A 22,601-nucleotide genomic window follows, 5' to 3' on the forward strand; every position below is an offset into this window, starting at 1 on the left:
GGGTCGGCTCGCCGGTTGCCGTTGGCCCGGCCGACGCCGAACCCGAAACTGTGCGGGAGGCTGTCGAACAGCTCACTGTGCTGGTGGCCGGTGGGACCGAGGTGGCCGCGGGGTGCGGGCGTCGATCTCGGCAGCGGCTTCACGTCGGCGCGGCTGGTCGGTGCCCCCGGCGACCGGCGCGACGCGGTGCTCGCCGCACTGAGGTTCCTCGGCACGCAGGACGCACACCGGCTGGGTGACCGGTCCAGCGTTCTGGTGGCACTGTTCGGGCTGTCAGCGACCAAACGGGTCGGCGCGGTCGCGAACACGGCAATCGTCGAGCAGCGTTGGGCCGCACTGCAGCTGGCCTCGGCCGTGTCCGACCTTCTCGGGCCGGAGCAGTTGGAGCGCGTGCTCGAGCTACACGCCCCGAACGGCGTCGACCCGTTCCCGCGGGGCGCGGCGTCCACACTGTCTGATCACCTTTCCCGGAGCCTGACGCGCTATCAGCGGCCGAGAAGGCTGGCGCTGGTCGTCAGCCTGTGGCAACACGTGTGCACGCAACTGCTCGATCGGCAGCGGATGGTCAGACTGCCCTCGACGCAGACCCGAGCCGATCGGATCGACAGGCTCCGCGAGCGCCACCGCGCCCACTTCGACGAGGCGATCGTGCGAGAGCTGACGAGGGACGTCGGCGACGGCCCGACGCTGGCCGCCGCGGCCCGCTGGCGGCCCCCACGGTGGTGGGCCGCAGCGGAGTTGAAGTTCCTGGTGCACGACGCCATCGCGGCGACCGCGCTGCTGCGGTTCGCCAGGACCATGTCCGACGAAGGTCTCGAGGCCGCCGCGCGGAAACACCAGAGCGAGTTGGCCGCGGCCGACGCCTGCCTGACCGACGGTGAGCGGAGGGCGGCGAGTCGCCACGGCGAGGGCGCCTACAGCCATCCGGCACGACCAGGGCGCTATGTCCATGACCTGGCCCAGAAGCTGCGGCCAGACCGGACGATCACCAAGAAGACCGAGAACTACGTGCGGCAACGGGTCGCCATGGCCCGCAACTACGGTGTCGTCGTCCTGGACGCGGTGGCCGATCTCCTCGTGGAGACGGACGAGCAACCACTGCAGAACTGTTGGGACACCTGCAAACCGTGGCACGCCGATGCGCTTCGCCAGTGGCGCGCCGCCGCGGGGTTCGGGCGTGATCCTGGCGGCTGGGAGCAGCCGCCGCTGCCGGACGCGCACGCCGACGGTCCACAGCAGACACTCGCGCAGCGGGCGGCCGCGGGCGATCCGGCCTCCCTGGAAGCACCACATGATCTGCTCTGGTACGCCGACCTGGCCGACGCCCTGGCGCCGTTCTACGGCAACGAGGCCGCCACCATGCGGCATTCGCGGCCCGCACCCGAGCTGGACTACGACCCACCGGCGCCACCGCCGGACCCGAGCCGCCCGCGTGCCGACTCCGTGCCACTGGCGGCCGCCGGTGTCGCCCAGCTGGTCGCGTTCGGCGCGACTCCGCCGCCCCGCTGCGGAAGCTGGCCGGAGTTGGTCACGGGGGTCATGGCGGACGCGGCGGTCGCCGAGGCCAGCGTCGGGGTCTTCCCGATCCCACCCGAACTGTCTGCTGTGGACAAACAGGTCCTCCCCGGCACCGGGCTGTCCATCGAACTGGGCCGCGAGCCGAGGCAACTGGCCGGATGGTCCAGTTACATGGGCAACTGCATCGGCGGGTCGTGGTATGCCGAACAGGCCCATCGTGGCCAGTGCGTGCTGATTGCGTTGCGCGACAGTGGCGATGGTCGCAGCGTCGCCAACCTCGACATTCGACGACGCGTCACCGGCTGGCAGATCCACGAGCTGCGTGCGCGCTTCAACGACACCGTTGACCCGACTGTGGAAGAGCACGTCACCCGGTGGGTGAAGGCATTGGCGCCACCGGAGGCATTCACCCTCGAACCAGCGTTGCCCATCCCGCCCGTGCGCCCTCGCTCGTCCCGCCGTTCTGGCGCCGGACGCCTGCCAGCGGACCTGACACGCGCCTTGACAACCGAAGTGGAACGAGAGCTGGCCGCAGCACAGGCCACATCCGCGCGGCGGACGTATGCCGTGCTGGCGCGCGGACTCGGACGGCCTGGGCAGCCGGCCGACTTCGAACCGGACGCGGCGGTGGTCGCACTGAAGCGCCTCGGCCCGGCCCAGCATGTCGAACTGCTTCGCACTGCCCTGAACGACGGGCTCGGCGCACCAGCCCTGTGGCGGACCACACGCGTTCGCCCGCTCGCCGCCGCGGTCGAGAGGCTCGACCCAAGACTGCGTGAATACGACCGGCTCATCACGCTGACCGACGGTGCACCACTCCCCCGGATGCTTCGAACCCTGGTGCGCCGCCCGGAGATCGCCCCGGCCCACGCCATGGACGATGTGGCGCGGGCGGTACGCAAAGCCATGGGCGAACTGGCCGGCGACGACGCGCTGGCCCGATCGGTGGCCCGCCGGCCGTCACGCGAGTTGTTGTGCGCGCTGGTCATCGCCACGACCTGCACCCCTCCGTCCACAGTGGACAACAGGGTGCGACTGGTGGTGCCGGGAACCACCACGGTACCGGGCTTTCCGGCCACCGACCTGTTCGACGAGGACGGGCCGTGGCAGCACGCCATCGCGTCGGCGGCCGAACTCGGCGCACCGGTGGCGTTGTTCGGCCAGCGGGTAGCCGAACACGGCCTGTTCATCCCGGCCGCGCTGCTCGGACGAGGCGGCTGGCCCGCCTTGTGGAGTCGCGCATACCGCTGAACGACTCATGGCAGCGCGCGGTAATTCGAGTAGTGTTTGTCATGTGAACTGGGGGTTCTCGTTGTCGCGACTGTCGACAACCGATAACCGTGGCGTGCCCGCACGCGATTCACACCGCTCGAAGTGGTCTGTCCGAAACGGTCCCGATGCTGAAGGACCGGTCGCACCACGAAGTTCTGGTGCTGATCCATGACGTGAGAGGTTTCTTGATGCCACAAAGCACAAGCTTCCGAAGACGAACCGTCGTCCCCGCGGCCACAGTGGTCGCGCTGGGAGCAGTCACCCTGACCGCCGCACCGGCCCAGGCCGCCGACTACGACGTGCCCTGCGATCCGACCGCGCTGGTCAAGGCAGTGGCCACGGCCAACGCCTCCGCCGCCGCGGACACCCTGTCCCTGGCGCCGAACTGCGTCTACACACTCACCACTGCGGCCGACACCACGTGGGCCTCCGGACTGCCCGCCATCGAGGGAAAGCTCACCATCAACGGCAACCACGCCACGATCGGCCGAGCCAAGGGCGCACCCCAGTTCCGGATCATCACCAACTGGGGCGACCTGACTCTCAACGCGGTCACCATCACCGGCGGCCACGCCCCAGACGGCGTCGGCACCAACACGTACGGGGAAGGAAACTCGGGCAAGTCCGGTGGCGGTATCTACAACTGGGGTCCGTTGACCATCACCAACAGCGTGATCACCGGCAACGTCGCCGGCTCGGGTGCTCCCGGCGCTGACGCCACCGCCACCACCCAGGCGGGCCGCGGCGGACTCGGCGGTTTCGGCGGTGGCGTCTCCTCCTACGGTTCCACCCTGATCCCACTGACCATCACCGACAGCCTGGTCACCGACAACGCGACCGGCGCAGGCGGTCGGGGCGGCAACGGCATAGGCACGACGGCAGGAGCGGATGGCGGCTCGGGCGGGTTCGGCGGCGGCGTCGAGGTCATCAGGGGCACCGTCCTGCGGATCACCGGCAGCACCATCACCGGCAACATCACCGCGGGCGGCGCCGACGGTGGTTCGGGTGGTCCCAACGGCGGCAGCTCTGGCGACGGCGGTGGCGGCGGTTCGGGCGCCGGGGTGTTCATGTCCACCGACCAAGGCCGACCGCTGTACCCGGTCATCACCGGCACCGGGATCACCGGCAACCAGACAGGCCACGGCGGCGACGCCGGTTTCGCTGCGCCCAGCGGCTACACGGGCTGGGCTGGCTACGGCGGCCGAGGCGGCGGTCTGAGCGTCTTCTACGACACCCTCACCCTCGACGGCGGAACCGTCAGCGGCAACGTCGCGGGCGAAACCGGCACCGGCGCGTTTCCCAGCCCCGCCAACGGCGGAGGCATCTACACCCTGAGCGCACAGGTCACACTGACCAACGGCGCGGCAGTGAGCGGCAACCACCCGAACAACTGCTACAACGTCGCCGACGTACCGGGCTGCGTCAACAACCAGCCCACCACCACCCAACGCACCAACAACACCACCGTCCTGAACCAGCACCTCGACGACCTCACCATCGCACTCTCAGCACGGTCAGGCAGATAAAGACCCGGGGTTCGTGCCCAGCCGGTCCCCCGGCCAGGCACGAACCCCGAAACCCAGCACAAGAACGGAGTCCCCGGACAAGCAGTCCACCAACGGAACCACGCTGGGTCAGGAACCAACCGCAACATGGGGGTGTGGGGGGTCGCCCCCCACAACAAACAAGGACACCGGGAAGACGCAAAGCGTCGAACACGCGGAACGTGGGGCGGGTGGGGCTCGAACCCACGGCCAAAGGATTATGAGTCCTCTGCTCTAACCAACTGAGCTACCGCCCCCGGGGTGGGGCCAAGGTTACTGGCTGCCGGTGGCGAGCCAGGTGGCGACCTCCGACAGGAGGCGGGTCTTCAGGTCCGCGGGCGCGGCGGAGGCCTGGATGCCGCTCGCCGCGAGGAACGCGAGGTCCTCGTCCGTGAGACCGAGCGCGGTCCGGCAGATCTCGTACTGTCCCGTGAGCCCGACCCCGAACAGCAGTGGGTCGTCGGTCGACAGGGCCACCGGCACCCCGGCCGCGAGGAAGGTCTTCAGCGGGATCGTCGACAGTTCGTGCACGCCGAACGGCGGGTACGACGTGGGGCAGATCTCGAGTGCCACGCTTCGCGCGGCGAGCATGTCGACGACCTGGGGGTCGGTCGCGGCCGAGGTGCCGTGGCCGATCCTCGTGGCGCCGAGAAGTTCGACGCACTCTCGCACGTGCGCAGCGGGTGTGTAGAAACCCGAGTGTGGTGCGGTGAGCAGCCCGGCATCCCGTGCCACCCGGAACGCCGGCGCGAAGTCCGCCACGACGGCGCCGCGTTCGTCGTTGGAGAGGCCGAAGCCCACGACCCCCTCATATCTCGCCGCGAGGCGGGCCAGTGTCAGTGCGTGGGCGGGTGGACGCACCCAGCTCGACGCCACGAGCACGCCGACCGGGATGGGCGCCGCGGCCGCCCCGGCGAGCACTGCCTCCAGGGCGGGTTCGAGGCCACCGAACACCGGCGCGTACGCCGTCGGATCGACCTGGATCTCCAGCCAGCGGCACCCGTCGGCCGCGTCGTCCGTGGCGGCCTCGACGATGACGCGGCGGATGTCGGCCGGGGTGCGGAGCACGGCGCGGGACGCGTCGTAGCGGTCCTGGAAGGCCGCCCAGGTCCCGGCCGCGCTGGGCAGAGGTGGGGGCACCCTGATCCCGTAACGGCCGGCCAGCTCGGTGAGCGTGGCCGGCCGCATGGCACCGGTCAGATGCAGGTGGAGCTGCGCCTTGGGCAGCTCCCGTATGTCACGGTTTGGTGAGGGCAGGTTCACGCAGACCGTTGCTCTGTTGAGGAGCGGACTTGTGCCGGTTTCCCAGGCCGGTCTTCTCGCCGACCTTGGCACGTGCCACACCGGCCACGCCCTGCACGGCCGGATGGTCAGCGATCTTGCGATAGGTCCGCATGATCTGGTCGTATCGGCCCCGCCCGGCCTTCGCGCCAAACACGTACCCGACCGCGGCGCCCACGATGAACGCCTTCATGTGTCCTCGCCTCCCTTTGGCTCAACCAGCCGCTGTGGGTCCATCATCCCTCAGGGGAGTCCCCTGTGCCGGGCGCTGTGAAACCATGCGCTACAGTTACACCTCGTCGGACCGAGTCCGACGAGCGATCCTCCATAGCTCAATTGGCAGAGCATTCGACTGTTAATCGAAGGGTTGCTGGTTCGAGTCCAGCTGGAGGAGCTTCACCCCAGGTCAGTGACCTGGGGTCTTTGTTTTTGATCATGACCGTCCCTTTGCCCGTCAGGTACGCGTCAGGTTTGACACGTAGTCTGGTTGCACAGATGTTCGACCAAGGCGGCGCTGGCTGATCATTCAAGCCTTCGAGGACTTGATGACCTGCAGGGCTTCGGCACCCTCAGTGATGAGCCGGACCGTCGTCCCGGGCCCTGTGGGCCGCGCTCGTCGCTTGGCTCGTCAAGCTCGGTCTCCGCGCCAGCTCAGGCAATGCAGGGCGCTGGTCCGAAGACGGTCCGTGGTTGGTCTGAGTCCTGCCGACCACTCCTGTCGGCCCGCGATCCTGGTTCGGCCGTTAGCTCGCCCAGACCACGGACCAGGAGGAACCCCATGTCACTTCGCGCAAAACTCGTACACGCGGCCGTCGGCGTCGCGCTTGCCGCCAGCTCGCTCATCGCGGTGGCCGAGCCCGCTCAGGCCGCCAACACATGCCGGGAAAGTCAAACTATCGACGGTTGGCAGATGGGCGTCTGCCTGACCAAGATCGGCGTCCAGGTCCGAGGAGACGTCTACATCAATCAGAGGGGTGCAACCAACTGCAACCTTTGGGTTGAACTCTGGGACGACGACAACAATCAGTACACGCGGGACGGTTGGCCGTGCGGCAACCTACCCAACGGCGGCCGGCCGGTGATGGGCAAGTCGTTCTACCATTCCGAATGCGAGCTGCTCCACTCGCACGCGTTGATCGAATGGCTTGACGCGAGCGGGCGGCCCACGGGCAAGGTCAGCCGGTACGGCGACAGCGCGAAACTAGCGGCTTGCTAACCAGGACACCGAACCAACGGCATCTTGAGAGGCCCCTAGCGTGGGGACCGAGCCGCTATCGACCGCGCGAGGGTCGTGGGCGGCCACTCCCCCGCTGCGGGCGTGCCGTGTAGACCGGCCGTCCCACGGGCGAGGCGGTGGAAGTGGGATTCGAGGCTTTGATCTCGAGCCTCGTCGACCCGATCCGGCGAGCCGCGATGAGTTCTGGGGCCTCCGGCGGTCGTACTGTCGATTCGGCTACCGAGGAGACTTCTGATGCGCAGCGTGACCTATTCCATGAGCCTCTCACTTGACGGTTACATCGTCGGGCCGGACGGCGGCTTCGACTGGGGCACGCCCGACGAGGACGTCTTTCACTTCGCCACCGACGAGGTACGAGGGCTCGCCGTTCACCTGTTGGGCCGACGGCTGTACGAGACGATGCTGTACTGGGAGACCGCCGAGCAGGATCCGTCGCTCGACGACTCGAGGCTCGAGTTCGCCGCGATCTGGAACCGGCTCCCCAAGGTGGTGTTCTCCTCCACGCTGTCGACGGTGCGGGGCAATGCCCGCCTGGCTTCCGGCGGCCTGGCGGAGGAGATCGCGCGACTGCGAGCCGAGCCGGGAGAGGGCAACATCGGGATCGGCGGCGCGACCCTCGCCTCCGAGGCGGCCGCGCTGGGTCTGATCGACGAGTACCGGGCCAGGGTCTACCCGGTGCTGGCTGGCGGTGGCATCCCGTTCTTTCCCCAGCGCGAGCGCCACGTGGATCTCGAACTCGTCGAGACCCGCACCTTCAACTCGAGGGTCGTCTTCCTCCGCTACCGGGTGGCGCGCTAGCCGGCGGGGTTGTTCGCGCGACGACGCGGCGGATGTTCTCCAACTGCTCCACCGACAGCGTCGGGGCGGCGGCCACGAGACGTTTCATGAACGCCTCGACTGAGTGAGCGTCGGTCATGCCAGTCAGATGGCCGCCCCCGAACGGGCCGCTCCCGAGGTCGCTCGATCGTGTGGCCCCCGGGCACTCGCGCCCGGGGGCCGGTCGGCTCACGGCCGAGGGATCGCCACCATCGTGTACGGGGTCTCCGGGGTCGGCGTCGTGTTGAAGCGGGCGTTGGGCAGGTACAGGCGGTTGCCGAGGGACGCCACCGTCGTCGGTACGTCGAAGCGCGGGTCGGTGACCGTCGTCTCGAGGGTCCCGCTCGTGGCGCCGCGGTCCAGCCTCAGGGCCGCGACGGTGTTCAGGCGGTTCTGCACCACGTAGAGCGTCCGGCCGGACAGCAGCAGGCCGTCGCCGTTCGTGAGGGTGTAGTCCAGCGCCACCCGCTTGGACACGCCGTCGAAGCCCACCCGGAACAACAGGCCCGTGCTCGACTGCACCACCAGGAGGGCCTTGCCGTCCGGCGTCGGTGCGATCCCGTTCGCGTTGATGCCGGTTCCCTGGACGAAATCGCCGGTGATCGGGACGTTCGTCACCTGGCCGTTCCGCAGCCGGTACAGCACGGCGTTGTTCGAGTCGGTGAACCACGCCGACCCGCCGACCAGCGTGACATCGTTGACGAACGTCGTGCCCGTGGCGAACTGGTGGCTCTCCAGCACCGCGCCGGTGCGGGTGTCGATCACCCGACCGGTGCCCGCGACGCCACCAGCGACGAACAACCGGCCGCACTCGTCGATCTTCATCCCCACCGACGGCGTGCCGGGCCCTTCGCTGATCACCTGCCCGCTGCCGGTCTTCAGGTCGACCCGGTAGATGTCACCGTCGGCCAGCGAACCGAGGTAGGCGACCGAGCCACGCCCGATGGCGATCCCTTCCGGACGGAAGCCCGCCGGCAGGTCGATGGTGTCCGGTGGCGACTGTGTCGCCGCGACGGCGGTAGCGGGTGAGAGAACGAGAAGAGCGGCCAGTACAACACCAACGCGTCGAAGCATCGAGGAGTCCTAAGCGTGGGGATACAGGGTCACCCGACGTTACGCATCTGGGACTCTCCGGGTTCAGCGGGTAACCGGAGCACGTCCAGCGCGGCCTGCAACAGCACGTCACGCATCTCGGCGTCGGTGAACTCGTCGTCCGGGTAGTAGGTCGGCGACGTCAACACGGCGCCGAGCACCTCCATCGCGGCGATGGCACGCAACCGCTGCGCAGGCGCCGGGGCCGGTCCGCCGAGCCAGTCGACCAGCTGACGTCCCAGCGCCAGCGAGTCCTCCCACAGTGATCGGGCCACCACTGCCACCCCGGCGGGGTCGCGCTGGAAGATCCCCGCGACCGCCCTGTTGCGCAGCAGCACGTCCAAGCACCGTTCGACGACCTGCCGGACGTTCCCCGGGGTGTTCCGGAGCGACGCGGTGTCGTCGGCGATCGCCCGCCAGCCGGTGATCACCGGTTCGACGACCGCGATCAGCAGCGCCTGCTTCGACGGGTAGTGGTAGTACAGCGACGCCTTCGTCAGCCCGACCCGCTCCGCGATCTCCCGCAGGCTCGTCTGTTCGAACCCTTTGGTGGAGAACAGCTCCAGGGCTACCGCACGAATCGTGTCGCGGGTGTCCCCGTCCATCCGCGTTCCTCCTCAGCACTTTCTCAGCCCTCCCACGTTAGCGTTCCGCCAGCTGAAACCCTCAATCGATCTCACCTACCGGGCGGCAGGTAGACTGTGCGCGCCCTTACTGGGGGCTGTGTCTCTACAGGGGAGGATTTCGATGTTCGAACGACTAGGCAGACTGGTCGTGCACAATCCGTGGAAGGTGATCGCGGGTTGGGTGCTCGTGACGGTGGCGATCGTGGCGCTCGCACCAACTCTTTCCGAGGTCACCACCAGTGACCAGGCCGACTTCCTGCCGGCGGACTACGAGTCGATGCAGGCCGGCGAGCTCGCCGAGCAGGCGTTCGCGCAGACCAACGACGCGAGCGCGACGATCGTGGTCAAACGAAAGGACAGCCAGGAGCTGACCGGCGCGGACCAGGGCGCCATCGGCGACCTGAGCAACGCGATCAACGGCGCCAACATCGAACGCGTCACGGGGGCGATGACCGGCGAGCAGTTCCTGTCGCCCAACAAGAAGATCCAGCTGGTCAACGTCGGCCTGGAGGGCACCGGCAACGAGCCCGAGCTGCCCGACGCGATCAAGGACATCCGTGAGCAGGCATCGGGCCAACTGAACGGCAGCGACCTGGAGTACGCGGTCACCGGCGACGTCGCCATGTTCGCGGACAACGCCGACGCGTTCGACACCGCGTTCGTGATCGTCGGCGCGGCCACGATTCTGCTGATCATCGGCCTGCTGCTGGTCATCTACCGCAGCCCGATCGCCGCGCTGCTGCCGATCGTCACCGTCGGCCTGGTCAGCACCATCGCGCCGGGGCTCGTCGCATGGCTCGCGCAGGCGTTCAACTTCCAGGTCGACGAGTCCGTGCAGATCATCATGACGATCGTGCTGTACGGCGTCGGCACGGACTACATCGTGTTCCTGCTGTTCCGCTTCCGGGAACGGTTGCGTGCCGGGGACGACCCGAAGACCGCGCTGATCACCGCAGTCGCGCGGGTCGGCGAGGTCATCGCGTCCGCGGCGGCCGCGATCGTCATCGCGTTCATGGCCTTGCTGCTGGCCGTGTTCGGCGCGTTCACCAGCTTCGGGCCCAGTCTGTCGATCGCGGTCGCGCTGATGGCGATCGCGGCGGTCACCCTCATCCCGGCGGTGGTCTCGCTGCTCGGCACGAAGGTGTTCTGGCCGTCGAAGTCCTGGCAGCGCACCCCGAAGGGCACGACCTTCCAGCGGCTCGGCAAGCTCACCGGCCGTCGCCCCGTCGTCGTGGCGGTGGCGTCCGGCGGGGTGATGGTCGCGCTGGCGCTCGGCATGCTCGGCTTCAACACCACGTACGACCAGACCGGCCAGCTGCCGAGCGGCACCGAGTCGGCTCGCGGGCTCGAGTACATGGAGACCGGCTTCCCGTCCGGTGCGCTCAACCCGACCTCGGTGTTCGTCAAGGCGGACAGTGGCCAACTGAACCCGGCCGCGCTCAACGCCTACGCACGGGAACTGCAGGAGGTGCCCGGTGTCGGCGGGGTCCGGCCAGGCCCGACCGGAGTGGCCACGATCAGCGAGGACGGCACCGTCGCGAAGATCGACCTACTGCTGGACTCGAGTCCAGGCTCCAACACCGCACTCGACCTGGTGGACGGACCACTGCGAGACGCGGCCCACGACCAGGCGCCGGACGGCGCCACCGCGTACGTCGGCGGCATGACCTCGGCGTACGCCGACATCCGCGAGGCGAACACCCGCGACCTGTGGGTGATCTTCCCGGTGGCCGGCCTGTTCATCGCGGTCGTGCTGGGGCTGCTGCTGCGCAGCGTCGTCGCGCCGATCTACCTGATGGTGGCCGTGGTACTCGGCTTCTTCAGCACGATGGGCGCGACAGTGATCGCGTTCCAGGGCATCGGTGACCAGGCCGGTGTGTCCTTCATGCTGCCGATGCTGGTGTACCTGTTCGTGGTGGCGATCGGCACCGACTACAACATCCTGATGATCGCCCGGCTACGCGAGGAGGCGAAGCTCGGCCACGACCCGCGCACCGCCGCCGACCTCGCGGTCGAGCACGGCGGCCCGTCGGTCGGCGCGGCCGGCGTGATCCTGGCGGGCACGTTCGCGTCGATGATGCTCGGCGGCATCTCGTTCCTGGTGGAGATGGGCTTCGCCGTGTCCCTGGGCATCATGATCGCGGCGTTCGCGATGTCGATGTTCCTGGTGCCGAGCGTGACGGCCCTGCTGGGCCACGCGGCGTGGTGGCCGGGCCACGGCGACCGCGCGGCGACACCGCCCCCACCAACGGCGGAGCAACGCGACCCGGCCCCGGTTGGCTGACGGCGATGAAGGACGCCTTCCTCACGCTGGCCGTGAGGAAGGCGTCCTTCATGGCGTTCGGGCCACCACGAAGACGCGGCGGAACGGGAACCACGTGGTGCTGTCCGCGCGTTGCGGATAGTCCGACCGCAGCTTGGGCGCCAGTTCGGCCCGGAACCGCTGCCAGTCGTCGTCGGACAGCGCGTCGCGGACCGGGCGCAGGGCGGTGCCGGTGATCCACTCCAGCACCGGGTCCTCCCCCGTCAGGCGCTGCAGGTAGGTGGTCTCCCACGCGTCGACCTCGCAGCCCGCCTCGGACAGCAGCGTCGCGTACCCGACGGGATCGAGCACCGCGTCGTCCTCACGCAGCACCACCGGGCCGAGCCGGTCCCGCCACGCGTCGGACGCCGCCAGCTCCCGGGTCCGCACATGGGAGTGCGCGTCGAAGTTGCCCGGCACCTGGAAGGCCAGCCACGCGCCCTGCGGCAGCTGCTTCACCCAGCGCGCGAGCAGCTCGTCGTGCCCGGGCACCCACTGGAGCACCGCATTCGACACAACCACGTCGGTGTCCGCGCTCGGCTGCCACTCCCGCACGTCGAGCATCACGGCGTCGATCTTCCGCTTCCTGGCCGCCGCCACCATCTCCGGTGACGAGTCCGAAGCCTCCAGCACCGCGTTCGGCCAGCGCTCCGCGAGCGTCGCGGTCAGGTTGCCCGGCCCGCACCCGAGGTCGACGACCCGACGCGGGTCCTCCGCGGACACACGGGCGACAAGGTCGAAGAACGGCCGCGATCGATGATCAGCGAACGCGAGGTACTGAGTGGGATCCCACATCAAGCGCCCTCCAAAGCAAACCGTACGTGCGTACTGCTTACTGTAGCGCCTCGCGGATCTTCGCGGCCACCTCCGCGGCGACGGTGCGGACCGCGTCTTCGTCGGTCCCCTGGTCAGGCCGGACCTGCAGGACGATCCCGTCCTGCCCCGGCACCTTGCGCTGCACGAACCACGCGCCACCGCCGGGCAGGTCCCGGTGATGACGCGACCTGATCGAGCCGGTCACGCGCCGGTGCACGGCGTGCGGGAGCTTGCCCGGATTGACCAGCGGATACCGCCGAGGTGTCCGGTCGGCCAGCAGCACCGCGTCCCCGGCCGTGCCGGTCTCGTCGGCCTCGGTCACGACCAGCTCGCCGTTCCCCCACGTCGCCTTGCTGATCAGGTGCCAGCCGATCCGGCGCGGGCCGTCGTCGGTGGGCACCCACAGGCCCAGCGACGTGGCGACCAGATGACCACCGCTCCGGCACTCGGCCGACTCGGCGACGCTCTCCTCCTCGTCGAGCGTGCCGGTGAAGCCGGGCGGCGTCCCGTCGCCGACGATCTTGTCGAGCAACTTCCGGAACACACTCACGACCGCTCCTCGCAGGCTCCGAGCGGCGGCTCGCGGTCGCCCTGTGCCTGATGGTTCGCTCCGCAAGCTCCGCTCACGAAAAACTCCGAGTGGCCTGCTCACCAAGCCCCTTGTGGTACTCCTCCAGCGCGACCAGATCCGCCCACAGCGCGCGCCACTCGTCCGGCTCGTCGATGGGTGACAACCGCGCGAGCCGCGACTTGATGTCCGCGATCTGCCCCGCGAGCAGCTGCCGCTGGATCGCGGCGAGCATCCCGGCTGCGTACCACTCCAGGTTGTTCTGCTTGGTCCTGATGGGTTCGACCGCGAGCTCGGTGACCAGCTTCCGTCCCAGGCCGGACTCACAGCACTTGCCCACCGCTTCGACCAGTTCGGCGCCCGCGAGCCCGCTGGCCGTTCCGCCTGCGTTCAACACCGCCCGGTGCAGCTCGGCATAGGCGGGGTGCGTGAACACCTCCTGTGGCAGGGAGTCGTACACCGGCCCGGCCAGCGCGGGCTCCTGCAGCGCCAGCTTGACGACCTCGCGCTGGGCGTGGAGCTGCGGATCACGTGGGTCGGGCCGGGGTGGGCCGTCGACGTCCACGGCCAGCGCGCCCTGGTTGGGATCCACGGGCTTGGTGCGGCTCACCGGCGTCAGCCGGCCGCCCGCGGTCTCCCGCACGCGGCGCACCACGGTCAGCGTGTCCTCCCAGCCGACCCAGCCGGCGAGCTGGCGCGCGTACTCGTCCCGCAGCGCCGAGTCCTTGATCCGCGCGACCATCGGCACGGTCCTTCGCAGTGCCTCGACGCGCCCCTCGGCGTTGTCCAGGTTGTGGTCGGCGAGCTCGGTCTTGATGGCGAACTCGAACAGCGGACGCCGGCGGGCGATCAGGTCGCGCACCGCGGGTTCGCCCTTGGACTGCCGCAGCTCACAGGGGTCCTGCCCGTCCGGGGCGATCGCGATGAACGTCTGCGCGGCGAACTTCTGGTCCTCGTCGAACGCCTTGCGCGCGGCCTTCTGGCCGGCCTCGTCGCCGTCGAACGTGAAGATCACCTCGCCGCGGAAGGCGTCGTCGTCCATCAGCAGCCGGCGCAGGACCGTGATGTGTTCGGTGCCGAAGGCGGTGCCGCAGGAGGCGACGGCGGTCGGCACGCCGGACGCGTGCATGGCCATCACGTCCGTGTAGCCCTCGACCACCACGACCTGGTGCCGCCGCGCGATCTCCCGCTTGGCGAGGTCGAGACCGAACAGCACCTGCGACTTCTTGTAGATCGGGCTCTCGCTGGTGTTGAGGTACTTGGCCTGGATCTGGTCGTCGTCGTAGAGCCGGCGCGCACCGAAGCCGACGACGTCCCCGCCCAGGTCCCTGATCGGCCACAGCAGACGGCGGTGGAACCGGTCGATCGGCCCCTGCCGGCCTTCCCGTGACAGACCGCCCTTGATCAGCTCCTGCAGGTCGAAGCCGCGACCCAGCAGGTGCTTGGTGAGCTTGTCCCAGCCGGCTGGCGCGTAGCCGCAGCTGAACTGCAGAGCCGCGGCCTGGTCGAACCCGCGCTCGGCGAGGAACTCGCGAGCGGTGAGCGCGTCCGGGGTCGTGAGCTGCTCGGCGTAGAACTCGGCCGCGGCGCGGTGCGCGTCGATCAGCCGGGTCCTGGTGCCCTTGTCCCGCTGCCGGGTCGGCGCGCCACCCTCGTAGACGAGCTGGACACCACTGCGCTCGGCGAGCCGCTCGACCGACTCGACGAAGCTCAGGTGCTCGATCTTCATGAGGAACGCGATGACGTCGCCGCCCTCGCCGCAGCCAAAGCAGTGGAACGTGCCGTGGGTGGCCCGCACGTTGAACGACGGGGTCTTCTCGTCGTGGAACGGGCACAGCCCTTTCAGCGCACCGCCACCGGCACGGCGCAACGACACGTACTCGCCCACGATGTCGTCGATCCGATTGCGGTCGCGGACCTGCGCGATGTCGCTTTCCCGGATCCGTCCTGCCACGATGCCCGAGTCTAGGCGTCAGTAGAATCGAAGGTGTGAGCACGGTCAGCGACGAGGCCCTCGCGAGCGAGTTCTTCTCGCACCGCGCGCACCTGATCGGCGTCGCCTATCGGTTGACCAGCATGCTCTCCGACGCGGAGGACGCGGTGCAGGAGGCGTGGCTGCGGCTGTCCGGACTGGACGAGGCGAAACGCGCGGAGATCGTCGACCTGCGCGGCTGGCTCACCACGGTCGTCGGCCGGATCTGCCTGGACCGGCTGCGTTCGGCCGCGACGCGCCGGGAGCGGTACGTCGGCCCGTGGTTGCCCGAACCGATCGTCACCCCGTTCGGCACACCGACCAGCGACGATCCACTTGAGACAGTCGTGCGGGACGAGCAGGTACGGCTCGCCGCGCTCGTGGTGCTGGACAAGCTGACCCCGGAACAGCGCGTGGCGTTCGTCCTGCACGACGCGTTCTCCGTGCCGTTCGGGGAGATCGCGGCGGTGCTCGGCGTGTCGGAGGCGACCGCACGGCAGCACGGGTCCCGTGGCCGACGCGCGGTCGCGGACGCGGAACTGCCGGATCTCGCGGACCTGACCGAGCAGCGCGCCGTCCTCGAGCAGCTGCTGACCGCGATCTCGAAGGGCGACCTGACGGGTGTCGTCGCGGCACTGCACCCCAACGCCGTGCTCGTCGGCGACAGCGACGGCAAGCTGCGCACCGCGCGACGCGAGATGGTCGGCGCCGACAAGGTCTCGCGTTTCATGCTCGCGCTTGTGGACATGTACGGCCAAGACCGGCTCAGCCGTGGCGAGCTGGTGCTCGTCAACGGCCAGCTCGGCCTGACGTTCCCGGACCTGCCCGCCGAGGACGGCTTCCGGGCGGTCGACCGGCGGGTCATCACGTTCGAGGTACGCGACGGGCAGGTCTGGCGGATCTACGACATCGTCAATCCGGACAAGCTCGCGCACCTCCCCGGGTTGCCGTGATCTCCGCTTCCGGGAGCCGGCAGGCCTCACCGGAGCTGAAGCCCTGGTCCCGGATGTCCAGCGCGCTGTACATCCGGGCCCGCATGTTCTCCAGCCCGATCTGGTAGGTGAGCTCCAGCACGCCCTCGTCGCCGAACTCCTCGCGCAGCTCAGCGACCTGCTCGTCGGTGACGGCCGGCGGCATGGCACTCATCGCGTCGGCGTAGGCGACCGCGAGCCGCTCCTGACGGGTGTAGGTCGGCGAGGTGAGGTAGTCGTCGATGTCCTTGAGCCGGTCGATGTCCAGGCCGCCGTGCTTCATCAGCATCGTGCCGAAGTCCACACACCACGAGCAGCCGACTTGCCGCGCGACCCGGTAGACGGCGAGCTCCAGCACGTTCTTGGGCAGCTTGGCGCAGGCCTTCTCCGCGGCCATCTCGTGCCGGGCAGCGGCCATGAACAGCTTGCGGTGACGGGCCAGCACGGAGAACGGCTCCGGCACCGCACCGAGCCGCCGCTTGGCGAGCCAGTATCCGGCACGGATCAGCAGACCGACGTCTTTCCTTGCTACACCAGGAATTCTGGGCATTCTCTCCTCCTCCTCGGTCATGGTGGGGACGAGGAGGAGGCCTCGGTTGTGACAGGGATCAGGGATCGACGACGCGTGCGAGGAAGTACACGGCGCCGGTCTCCTGGTGGCGCACCACGAGCAGGAACGGGCGGTCCACGTGCAGGTCGACCGGCGTGCCGAGGGGCATCGACACCATGCGCATCATCACCGCGGTGGCGGCGGCGCCTTCGAACCCCTGCTCGTCGACCTTGAGCACCGCCTCGTGCAGCACCGCCTGGACGGCGAGCCGCATCGCGGTGATCCCGCTGAGGTCGGCGGCGTTGGTGAAGACCGTGCCCGCGCCCAGCTGAGCGAGTGGCGTGGTCAGGTCGACCTTCGTCCGCACGTCCACCTTGGGCAGCCGCAGTTGAACCTGCTGGCGTCTTGGCGCGGCGAGGAGCCGGGCCAGCCGGTCCGCGTCCAGGTCCGGCTCGGCGCGCGCGAGGTCGCCGTCCGGCAGCAGCACGAACGCCTCGACCCCGCCAACCGCCGGGAGGCTGACGACCTGCCAGCCGTCCGTGGCCGCGTAACCGATCTGCTCGGCCAGCACCATCGTCGGCACGTCCCGAACGCCGTGCGGGGTGTGGAACGGCATCGGCGTTGTGGCGCCGTCGATGAACCGGTATCGCCACGCGCACTTCAGGTACAGGGCGTTGACCAGCGCGGAGACCGTGTCCTTGGTGACCGCGCCGTCCGGTATCAGCGACGTGATGAGGTCCCGGGTCGTCTTCGCGACGTCGAGGTTGATCATGTCGCGGGCCTGCGCCGGGTTCTGCTGGAACGGCGCCTCGCGCACCTTCCCGCTCGACCACCGGCCCAGCTCGTCGACGAACGAGGCGAGGATCTCCACCGCATCGTCGGTCCACAGGGTGTTGGCGACCGCGATGACCGGCTCGTCCTCGTTGCCGCGGGCAGGCGCCAGCACGCCGGCACGTTTCAGGCGTGCGCCCAGCTCGGCGATGTCACCGGACTTCTCACCGACCAGCAGGACGGCCAGCTCGTCACGTGTCAGCCCGCGAGCACCCTGGGCGAGGAGCCCGAGCGCGCTCGCCACCGAGAAGGGCGACCAGCACACGTTGACGGTCGGGTCGGGCGCGGTGGCCCGGTGCAGGTTGAGGGTGAACCCGAGATCGGTCACCGGCGCGGATCCGGCAGCGAGATCAGGACCGGCGGCTCGGGCTGCGGTAGCTCACCGGCATCGGCCAGCGGCCCCAGAAGTTTCGGATGCCGCGGCTCACGCACACCTGCCGAACCCGCTTCGCCCTCGTCGTCGCCGTACCAGCCGTCGTCCCAGGGACCCGCCGGCACAGCAGCGCGTCTGGGCCGCCGGTATTCGAGGCGGCGTGAAACTCCGCGGCGGCCCTTTCCGTCCGGCGGCCGTTTGGGTTCGTCAGCCATGACCCGAGTGTGCCACGTCACCCCGACAAGGGGGGCCAGCCGACGAGAGCGCGGTGCCAACTCACCGCCTGGGCGTCGGTCAGGGACGCCACCTGATCGATCACCACCCGGAGCCGCTGCGCGTCGTCCTCCGCCGCGCGCCAGGAGGGCACGAACTCCGGTTCCAGCGCCTCCGCTCCCCGTTCCGTCAGCGTGGACACCAGCTCGGTGAGCAGCTGCCGCTGTCGCACCTGGAGCGCCCGCCGGTCCGGGTCACTCATCACGTACCGCAGCGCGACCGCCTTCAGCAACGCCACCTCGGCGGCGACCCTCGGCGGTATCACGAGGTCGGCCGCGTACCTGGTCAGGACTCCGTCGCCGTGCTCCCGCCGGGTCGCGGTGACCGCCGCGGAGACGAACCGGCCGACGAGTTCGCTGGTCAGCCGCTTGAGGTGGACCTGGGCGCCGGTCGAACCGTCGTACTCCCTGACCGAGACGGCGGCCACGACCGGCAGCCGGACCAGGTCGCGGGCCGCGTCCTCGAGCGCGGACACCGGCTCGGAGCTGAAGGACTTGGCCGCGAGCTCCGCCACCGCCGCGCGTTCGCTCGGGACGGTCAGCTCACCCAGCGAGATACGGCCGGCACGAACACCGTCTTCGACGTCGTGCACGGAGTAGGCAACGTCGTCGGCCCAGTCCATGACCTGCGCCTCGATGCACTGCCGCCGCGCCGGCGCGCCTTCGCGCAGCCACTCGAAGACTGGCCGGTCGTCCTCGTAGACCCCGAACTTGGCCGTGCCGGCCATGCGTGGCCACGGATATTTGGTCGCGGCGTCGAGGCAGGCCCTGGTCAGGTTGAGGCCGTGGTTCTCGATCTTGGGTTCGAGCCGGGTCAGGATCCGGAGGGTCTGGGCGTTGCCCTCGAAACCGCCACAGTCCTGGGCGACCGCGTTGAGTGCCCGTTCTCCGTTGTGTCCGAAGGGCGGATGGCCGATGTCGTGTGCGAGGCCGGCCGTGTCCACGACGTCCGGGTCACAGCCCAGCTCCTCCGCGATGCCCCGGCCGATCTGGGCGACCTCCAGTGAATGGGTGAGCCGGGTGCGCGGCACGCCGCTGACCTCGGAACCCTCGTTCGGGCCGACGACCTGGGTCTTGCCCGCCAGGCGGCGCAGGGCAGCCGAGTGCAGCACGCGGGCCCGGTCACGGGAGAAGGGGCCGCGGCGCGCCGGCCACGCGTCGGGTAGCAGCGCGGTCTTCTCCCGCTCAGCGAACAGGCGCGCGCTGTCGTGCTCGCCGTATCCGGTGGTCATTCTGGGAGGTTACTTGTCGGCACCGACATCCGTGGTGCTGTCGACTGGAGCCCTGGTCGCGCGGTAGTAGAGGAGTGCGGCGGTCTCCCGCACGATGTAGCGGACCTGTGTCTCGCGGGTCTGGACGATCGGGCCGCTGTGCGTCGGCGACGTCCACGCGTCCAGGCCGACGTCGGAGGCCATGGTCCTCGCCCGCAGCGAGTGCCACGGATCGCTCACGATGACCGCGGAACTCCAGCCCCGCTCACGGATCTTCTCGGCGGCGGCTCTGAGGCTGCCGAGCGTGTCGTTGCCCTCGCCGACGGGGATGATCCGGTTCTCGGGAACGCCGTTCTCGGTCAGCCAGCGGACACCCGCGGATGCTTCGGTGTAGGTGTCACCGGGCTTGTTGCCACCGGTGGTCACGATGTAGGGCGCGACGCCCTCGTCGTAGAGGTTCTTGGCGTGCCGCAGCCGGGCCTCGAGGATTTGGGACGGCCTACCCGCGTACTGAGCGGCACCGAGGACGAGGACGACGTCTGCGCTCTCTCGATCGTCGATCCGCGCGACCTGCCACACCCGGACGCCGGTGCCGCCGACGACGAGCACGCCGACCAGCAGAACACCGAGCACAAGGCGGCGCAGGAACACTCGCACCGATCTCGGCTCTTCTGGGTTCACTGGACCCATCCTTCCAGAGACGGAGAGCAAACGTCGGATACTACGCGCGACCACCGACAACACCCCGTAGCGACTGGCGCCCTGACCGAGGGTTGTCCACAGCTCCTCCAGTTGTCCACATGTCGATCTTCAGGCCTGCCACCCGCGTCCGCCGTGCGCTTTGCTTGCCGCATGAGCCACAACCGCGCACTACTCGACCTCGACAACATCTCCCACGTGTTCGAACACCGGATGACCTCGACGAAATACCTGCTGGCACTCGGCGTCACCGGCAGCACGATCAAGGAACGCTGCCGTGACGGCGGCCCGTGGCAACGGTTGAGGTCGGGCCTGGTGCTGCTGTCCGACCAACCGCCGAACCGAACGCAACGCGTGCACGAGGCCCTGACGGTCGCCGGCCCGCGCGGCGTCCTGACCGGGTTGGACGCACTGAAACTGCACGGTATGAGCGCCGCGAACCTGGACGGGCCGGTACACGTGCTGCTACCGCCGCGCCGACAACCTGAGCTGGTGGACGGTGTTCTGTTCGAACGCACCCACCAGCTTCCAGAACCACTGCATCTCCACGGGTTCCCCGTGGCGCCACTTCCACGCGCGACGGTCGACACGTGCCGCCGGGCCAAGAGGTCCGACTACATCCGTGTGCTGCTGCTGGACGCGATCTACCGAGGTGACCTGACCCCCACGACCCTGCGCGACGAGCTGAGCCGAGGCAACCAACGTGGCACGGCGCTGCCACGCCGGGTGCTGGCCGAGATCGACGACAACATGCGGTCGATGGCGCAGGGCCGCGCCAGGCGCCTGGTGCGACACCTGGGCCTGCCGACCCCGGACTGGCGCGTCCCGATCACGACCCCGAACGGCTCACACGTGGCCACGGCCGACGTGTGGTGGGACGCGGTGGCCATGGCGTGGCAGGTCGACTCGTACGCGTTCGACCTGACCCCGGACGACGCCACCGCCGCACTGAGCAGAGCGGCACGCCTCACTGCCAGCGGTGTGCTGGTCGTGCACACCCCACCCGATCAGATACGCGATGAACCAGCCGTGGTGGCAGACCTGCTCCGCGCCGCCTACGAGCACGCGAAGACCCGTCCACGACCAGAGGTGAGAGCCCTGTGCCAGACGATCCACAAGTCCTCACAAACCGTGCGGCCGCGGTCCGCCTCAGAGCGCTGATGGCCGAACTGACCCGCGAGCCACCACCACCCCTGAGCGCCCGCATCATCAACCGCCTGACCCCAACCCAGGAGGCACAACAAATGCAGTCCACCCCACCCCTCGACGACGACCACCCGGAGGCCGCATGACAGAACGCCCCTCACGTCCTGCGAGGGACCAGCCTTTGAGGACCAACGTCGGCCGGACGACGACCGGACGACGACCGGACGACGGCCCAGCTTCGGCTCGCCAGGGTTTGCTCGCGTCACCGGGGGCCGGGCACCGGAGCCGGGCCGCCGGGGTCGAGGTTGCCGAGGCGGGCGCCGGCTCGGTACCGAGACCAGGTTGCGGGGCCAGGTCTACCGGAGCCGGGTTTGCCGGGGGCCGGCACCGGCCAGGTGCCTGGGGCCCGGGGACTGGGTGCCGGGCCTGGGTGTCGGAGCCGCAGTGCGGGGTGTCTGACGCGGGTCGGCTGCCGCGGTCGAGCACCGGAACGGTGCCGGTCGGATACCGAGGCCGGGTTGCGGAGGCTGGGTCACCGCAGCCGGTGTTGCCGGGGCTGGGCACCGGCCAGGTACCGGGGCTTGGTTGCCGGACCCGCAATGCTTGAGCCGTGTGGGGCGGGTGGGCACCTGTCGCGGGGTCAGCTGGCGAGGCCCGCGTGCGGAGGCCGGGTGCGGAGGCCGGGTGCGGAGGCCGGGTGCGGAGCTTGCCCGCTTCGCGGGGCAGGCGCGCAGCGCCTGCACTGCCACGAGAAAGCTCAGCCATCGCGCGTGTCGCGGGCCCCGGCACCCCAGGCAATCGGGCGCGAGGTGCCCGGGTCCTCTCGTGATCGATTCCCGGCGGTCACGGGCAGGGTGCCGTCAACGTCGGGTTCGTGCTGGACGTGACACTCGTTCGGCTCGGGAGGCGCGCCCCCAGGGTTCCTTGTGGGGACGCTCACTCCAGTCCGTTGGGGATCTTGCTCAGCTGTTCTCACCGCACGTAAGAGGCGAGCGAAGTCCGCTTCGCGGGCAGTTCGGCCGGTGGCCGTCGCCCCGAGAAACAAAGACAACCAATGTCGGCTAGACCACGTCTCGACCTCCACGGCTCACGCTCGCCTGGCAGTGCATTCGGTGTCCGCTCCTCAGGCGCCGGACGCGGCGTGCGGGAGAGACCACATGTTGGGCAACCCCCGCAGCCGCACCTGGCAAGCGGCAAAGGCCGCTCAGTCCTCGTCGACGTGTGCTGTGTTGATGCGGATCGGCGGGAGTGGGTGGAGGGGTTCGCGGACGCCGCTGCCGTCGTCTGGTGGTCGGTGGATCCACACGGTCACGGGGTCCCAGCGGCGCAGGCGGGTGTGCGGCGGCGGATCTTGGGTGACGACGACCCCGTGCAGCACCGACTCAGGGCTGTCCGGGTCCGGGCCCTGAAGCAGCAGTCCTCGGTCGTGGCCGATGAGCCAGGCGTTCAATGCCTGCATTCCGCGGAAATCGGGCACGTCGATCGTGGGTTCGGCCAGTTCAGA

The 22,601-nt window shown here is 69.4% G+C and carries 21 protein-coding genes and 2 tRNA genes; 9 read left to right on the forward strand and 14 right to left on the reverse strand.

Annotation, left to right across the window (positions count from 1 at the left end; translation table 11 throughout):
* Positions 1–90 precede the first annotated feature (90 nt).
* Both VF106_RS17685 and VF106_RS17690 read left to right on the forward strand, forming a co-directional pair.
* The gene (locus VF106_RS17685) at positions 91–2,769 is read left to right on the forward strand and encodes a hypothetical protein (RefSeq protein ID WP_330840829.1); all 2,679 of its coding nucleotides are present in this window, start codon (positions 91–93) and stop codon (positions 2,767–2,769) included.
* Positions 2,770–2,978: 209 nt separating this feature from the next.
* Complete coding sequence (locus VF106_RS17690) at positions 2,979–4,316, forward strand: hypothetical protein (protein WP_330840830.1); 1,338 nt, start codon at positions 2,979–2,981, stop codon at positions 4,314–4,316.
* A gap of 201 nt (positions 4,317–4,517) precedes the next feature.
* Here VF106_RS17690 and VF106_RS17695 read toward each other — a convergent pair.
* From VF106_RS17695 to VF106_RS17705, 3 genes are all read right to left on the reverse strand, one after another.
* A tRNA-Ile gene (locus VF106_RS17695) sits at positions 4,518–4,591 on the reverse strand.
* Positions 4,592–4,607: 16 nt separating this feature from the next.
* On the reverse strand, positions 4,608–5,597 hold the full coding sequence (gene add, locus VF106_RS17700; RefSeq protein ID WP_330840831.1) for an adenosine deaminase: 990 nt from the start codon (positions 5,595–5,597) through the stop codon (positions 4,608–4,610).
* On the reverse strand, positions 5,572–5,808 hold the full coding sequence (locus tag VF106_RS17705; protein WP_330840832.1) for a hypothetical protein: 237 nt from the start codon (positions 5,806–5,808) through the stop codon (positions 5,572–5,574). Before VF106_RS17705 ends, add begins: the two co-directional genes overlap by 26 nt.
* Before the next feature lie 128 nt (positions 5,809–5,936).
* Here VF106_RS17705 and VF106_RS17710 point away from each other — a divergent pair.
* From VF106_RS17710 to VF106_RS17720, 3 genes are all read left to right on the forward strand, one after another.
* Positions 5,937–6,009, forward strand: a tRNA-Asn gene (locus VF106_RS17710).
* A 384-nt stretch (positions 6,010–6,393) separates the two neighbouring features.
* Positions 6,394–6,831 (forward strand): hypothetical protein, encoded by a 438-nt coding sequence (locus tag VF106_RS17715; RefSeq protein ID WP_330840833.1) that lies wholly within the window; start codon positions 6,394–6,396, stop codon positions 6,829–6,831.
* Positions 6,832–7,086: 255 nt separating this feature from the next.
* Positions 7,087–7,650, forward strand: coding sequence for a dihydrofolate reductase family protein (locus VF106_RS17720; protein ID WP_330840834.1), 564 nt, complete (start codon positions 7,087–7,089; stop codon positions 7,648–7,650).
* A gap of 207 nt (positions 7,651–7,857) precedes the next feature.
* Here the strand turns inward: VF106_RS17720 and VF106_RS17725 are convergent, their stop codons facing one another.
* Positions 7,858–8,742, reverse strand: coding sequence for an SMP-30/gluconolactonase/LRE family protein (locus VF106_RS17725; RefSeq protein ID WP_330840835.1), 885 nt, complete (start codon positions 8,740–8,742; stop codon positions 7,858–7,860).
* Between the two features lie 29 nt (positions 8,743–8,771).
* Positions 8,772–9,365 (reverse strand): TetR/AcrR family transcriptional regulator, encoded by a 594-nt coding sequence (locus VF106_RS17730; protein ID WP_330840836.1) that lies wholly within the window; start codon positions 9,363–9,365, stop codon positions 8,772–8,774.
* Between the two features lie 142 nt (positions 9,366–9,507).
* Between VF106_RS17730 and VF106_RS17735 the strand changes: the two genes are divergently transcribed.
* On the forward strand, positions 9,508–11,670 hold the full coding sequence (locus VF106_RS17735; protein ID WP_330840837.1) for an MMPL family transporter: 2,163 nt from the start codon (positions 9,508–9,510) through the stop codon (positions 11,668–11,670).
* A gap of 48 nt (positions 11,671–11,718) precedes the next feature.
* Here VF106_RS17735 and VF106_RS17740 read toward each other — a convergent pair whose 3' ends face one another.
* The 3 genes from VF106_RS17740 to dnaG form a co-directional block, all read right to left on the reverse strand.
* On the reverse strand, positions 11,719–12,483 hold the full coding sequence (locus VF106_RS17740) for a trans-aconitate 2-methyltransferase (protein WP_330840838.1): 765 nt from the start codon (positions 12,481–12,483) through the stop codon (positions 11,719–11,721).
* 37 nt (positions 12,484–12,520) lie between these two features.
* Positions 12,521–13,054 carry a hypothetical protein gene (locus VF106_RS17745; RefSeq protein ID WP_330840839.1) on the reverse strand — a complete coding sequence of 178 codons (534 nt, stop codon included), beginning with the start codon at positions 13,052–13,054 and terminating at the stop codon, positions 12,521–12,523.
* A gap of 73 nt (positions 13,055–13,127) precedes the next feature.
* Complete coding sequence (gene dnaG / locus VF106_RS17750; RefSeq protein ID WP_330840840.1) at positions 13,128–15,026, reverse strand: DNA primase; 1,899 nt, start codon at positions 15,024–15,026, stop codon at positions 13,128–13,130.
* Between the two features lie 35 nt (positions 15,027–15,061).
* Between dnaG and sigJ the strand changes: the two genes are divergently transcribed.
* Positions 15,062–15,997: an RNA polymerase sigma factor SigJ gene (gene sigJ, locus VF106_RS17755; RefSeq protein WP_330840841.1), complete on the forward strand. Its 936-nt coding sequence runs from the start codon at positions 15,062–15,064 to the stop codon at positions 15,995–15,997.
* Here the strand turns inward: sigJ and VF106_RS17760 are convergent.
* From VF106_RS17760 to VF106_RS17780, 5 genes are read right to left on the reverse strand one after another with little or no spacing between them, the layout of a single operon-like run.
* Entirely contained in the window at positions 15,957–16,565 is a 609-nt protein-coding gene (locus VF106_RS17760; protein WP_330840842.1) for a carboxymuconolactone decarboxylase family protein, read from the reverse strand. The genes sigJ and VF106_RS17760 overlap by 41 nt on opposite strands.
* A gap of 58 nt (positions 16,566–16,623) precedes the next feature.
* Positions 16,624–17,724: a serpin family protein gene (locus VF106_RS17765; RefSeq protein WP_330840843.1), complete on the reverse strand. Its 1,101-nt coding sequence runs from the start codon at positions 17,722–17,724 to the stop codon at positions 16,624–16,626.
* A complete protein-coding gene (locus VF106_RS17770) occupies positions 17,721–17,984 on the reverse strand; it encodes a hypothetical protein (protein ID WP_330840844.1) in 264 nt (87 codons plus the stop codon). The genes VF106_RS17765 and VF106_RS17770 overlap by 4 nt, the downstream gene beginning before the upstream one ends.
* Positions 17,985–18,001: 17 nt before the next feature.
* Positions 18,002–19,273, reverse strand: a complete 1,272-nt coding sequence (locus VF106_RS17775) for a deoxyguanosinetriphosphate triphosphohydrolase (protein WP_330840845.1) — start codon at positions 19,271–19,273, stop codon at positions 18,002–18,004.
* 9 nt (positions 19,274–19,282) lie between these two features.
* On the reverse strand, positions 19,283–19,942 hold the full coding sequence (locus VF106_RS17780; RefSeq protein ID WP_414639005.1) for a YdcF family protein: 660 nt from the start codon (positions 19,940–19,942) through the stop codon (positions 19,283–19,285).
* A gap of 162 nt (positions 19,943–20,104) precedes the next feature.
* Between VF106_RS17780 and VF106_RS17785 the strand changes: the two genes are divergently transcribed.
* Both VF106_RS17785 and VF106_RS17790 read left to right on the forward strand, forming a co-directional pair.
* Complete coding sequence (locus tag VF106_RS17785; RefSeq protein ID WP_330840847.1) at positions 20,105–21,112, forward strand: hypothetical protein; 1,008 nt, start codon at positions 20,105–20,107, stop codon at positions 21,110–21,112.
* Positions 21,112–21,243 (forward strand): hypothetical protein, encoded by a 132-nt coding sequence (locus VF106_RS17790; protein WP_330840848.1) that lies wholly within the window; start codon positions 21,112–21,114, stop codon positions 21,241–21,243. Before VF106_RS17785 ends, VF106_RS17790 begins: the two co-directional genes overlap by 1 nt.
* A 1,058-nt stretch (positions 21,244–22,301) precedes the next feature.
* Here VF106_RS17790 and VF106_RS17795 read toward each other — a convergent pair.
* Entirely contained in the window at positions 22,302–22,574 is a 273-nt protein-coding gene (locus VF106_RS17795; RefSeq protein ID WP_330840849.1) for a PASTA domain-containing protein, read from the reverse strand.
* Positions 22,575–22,601: the final 27 nt, after the last annotated feature.

The organism is Actinophytocola sp. (genome assembly GCF_036378875.1).
Classification (GTDB): domain Bacteria; phylum Actinomycetota; class Actinomycetes; order Mycobacteriales; family Pseudonocardiaceae; genus Actinophytocola.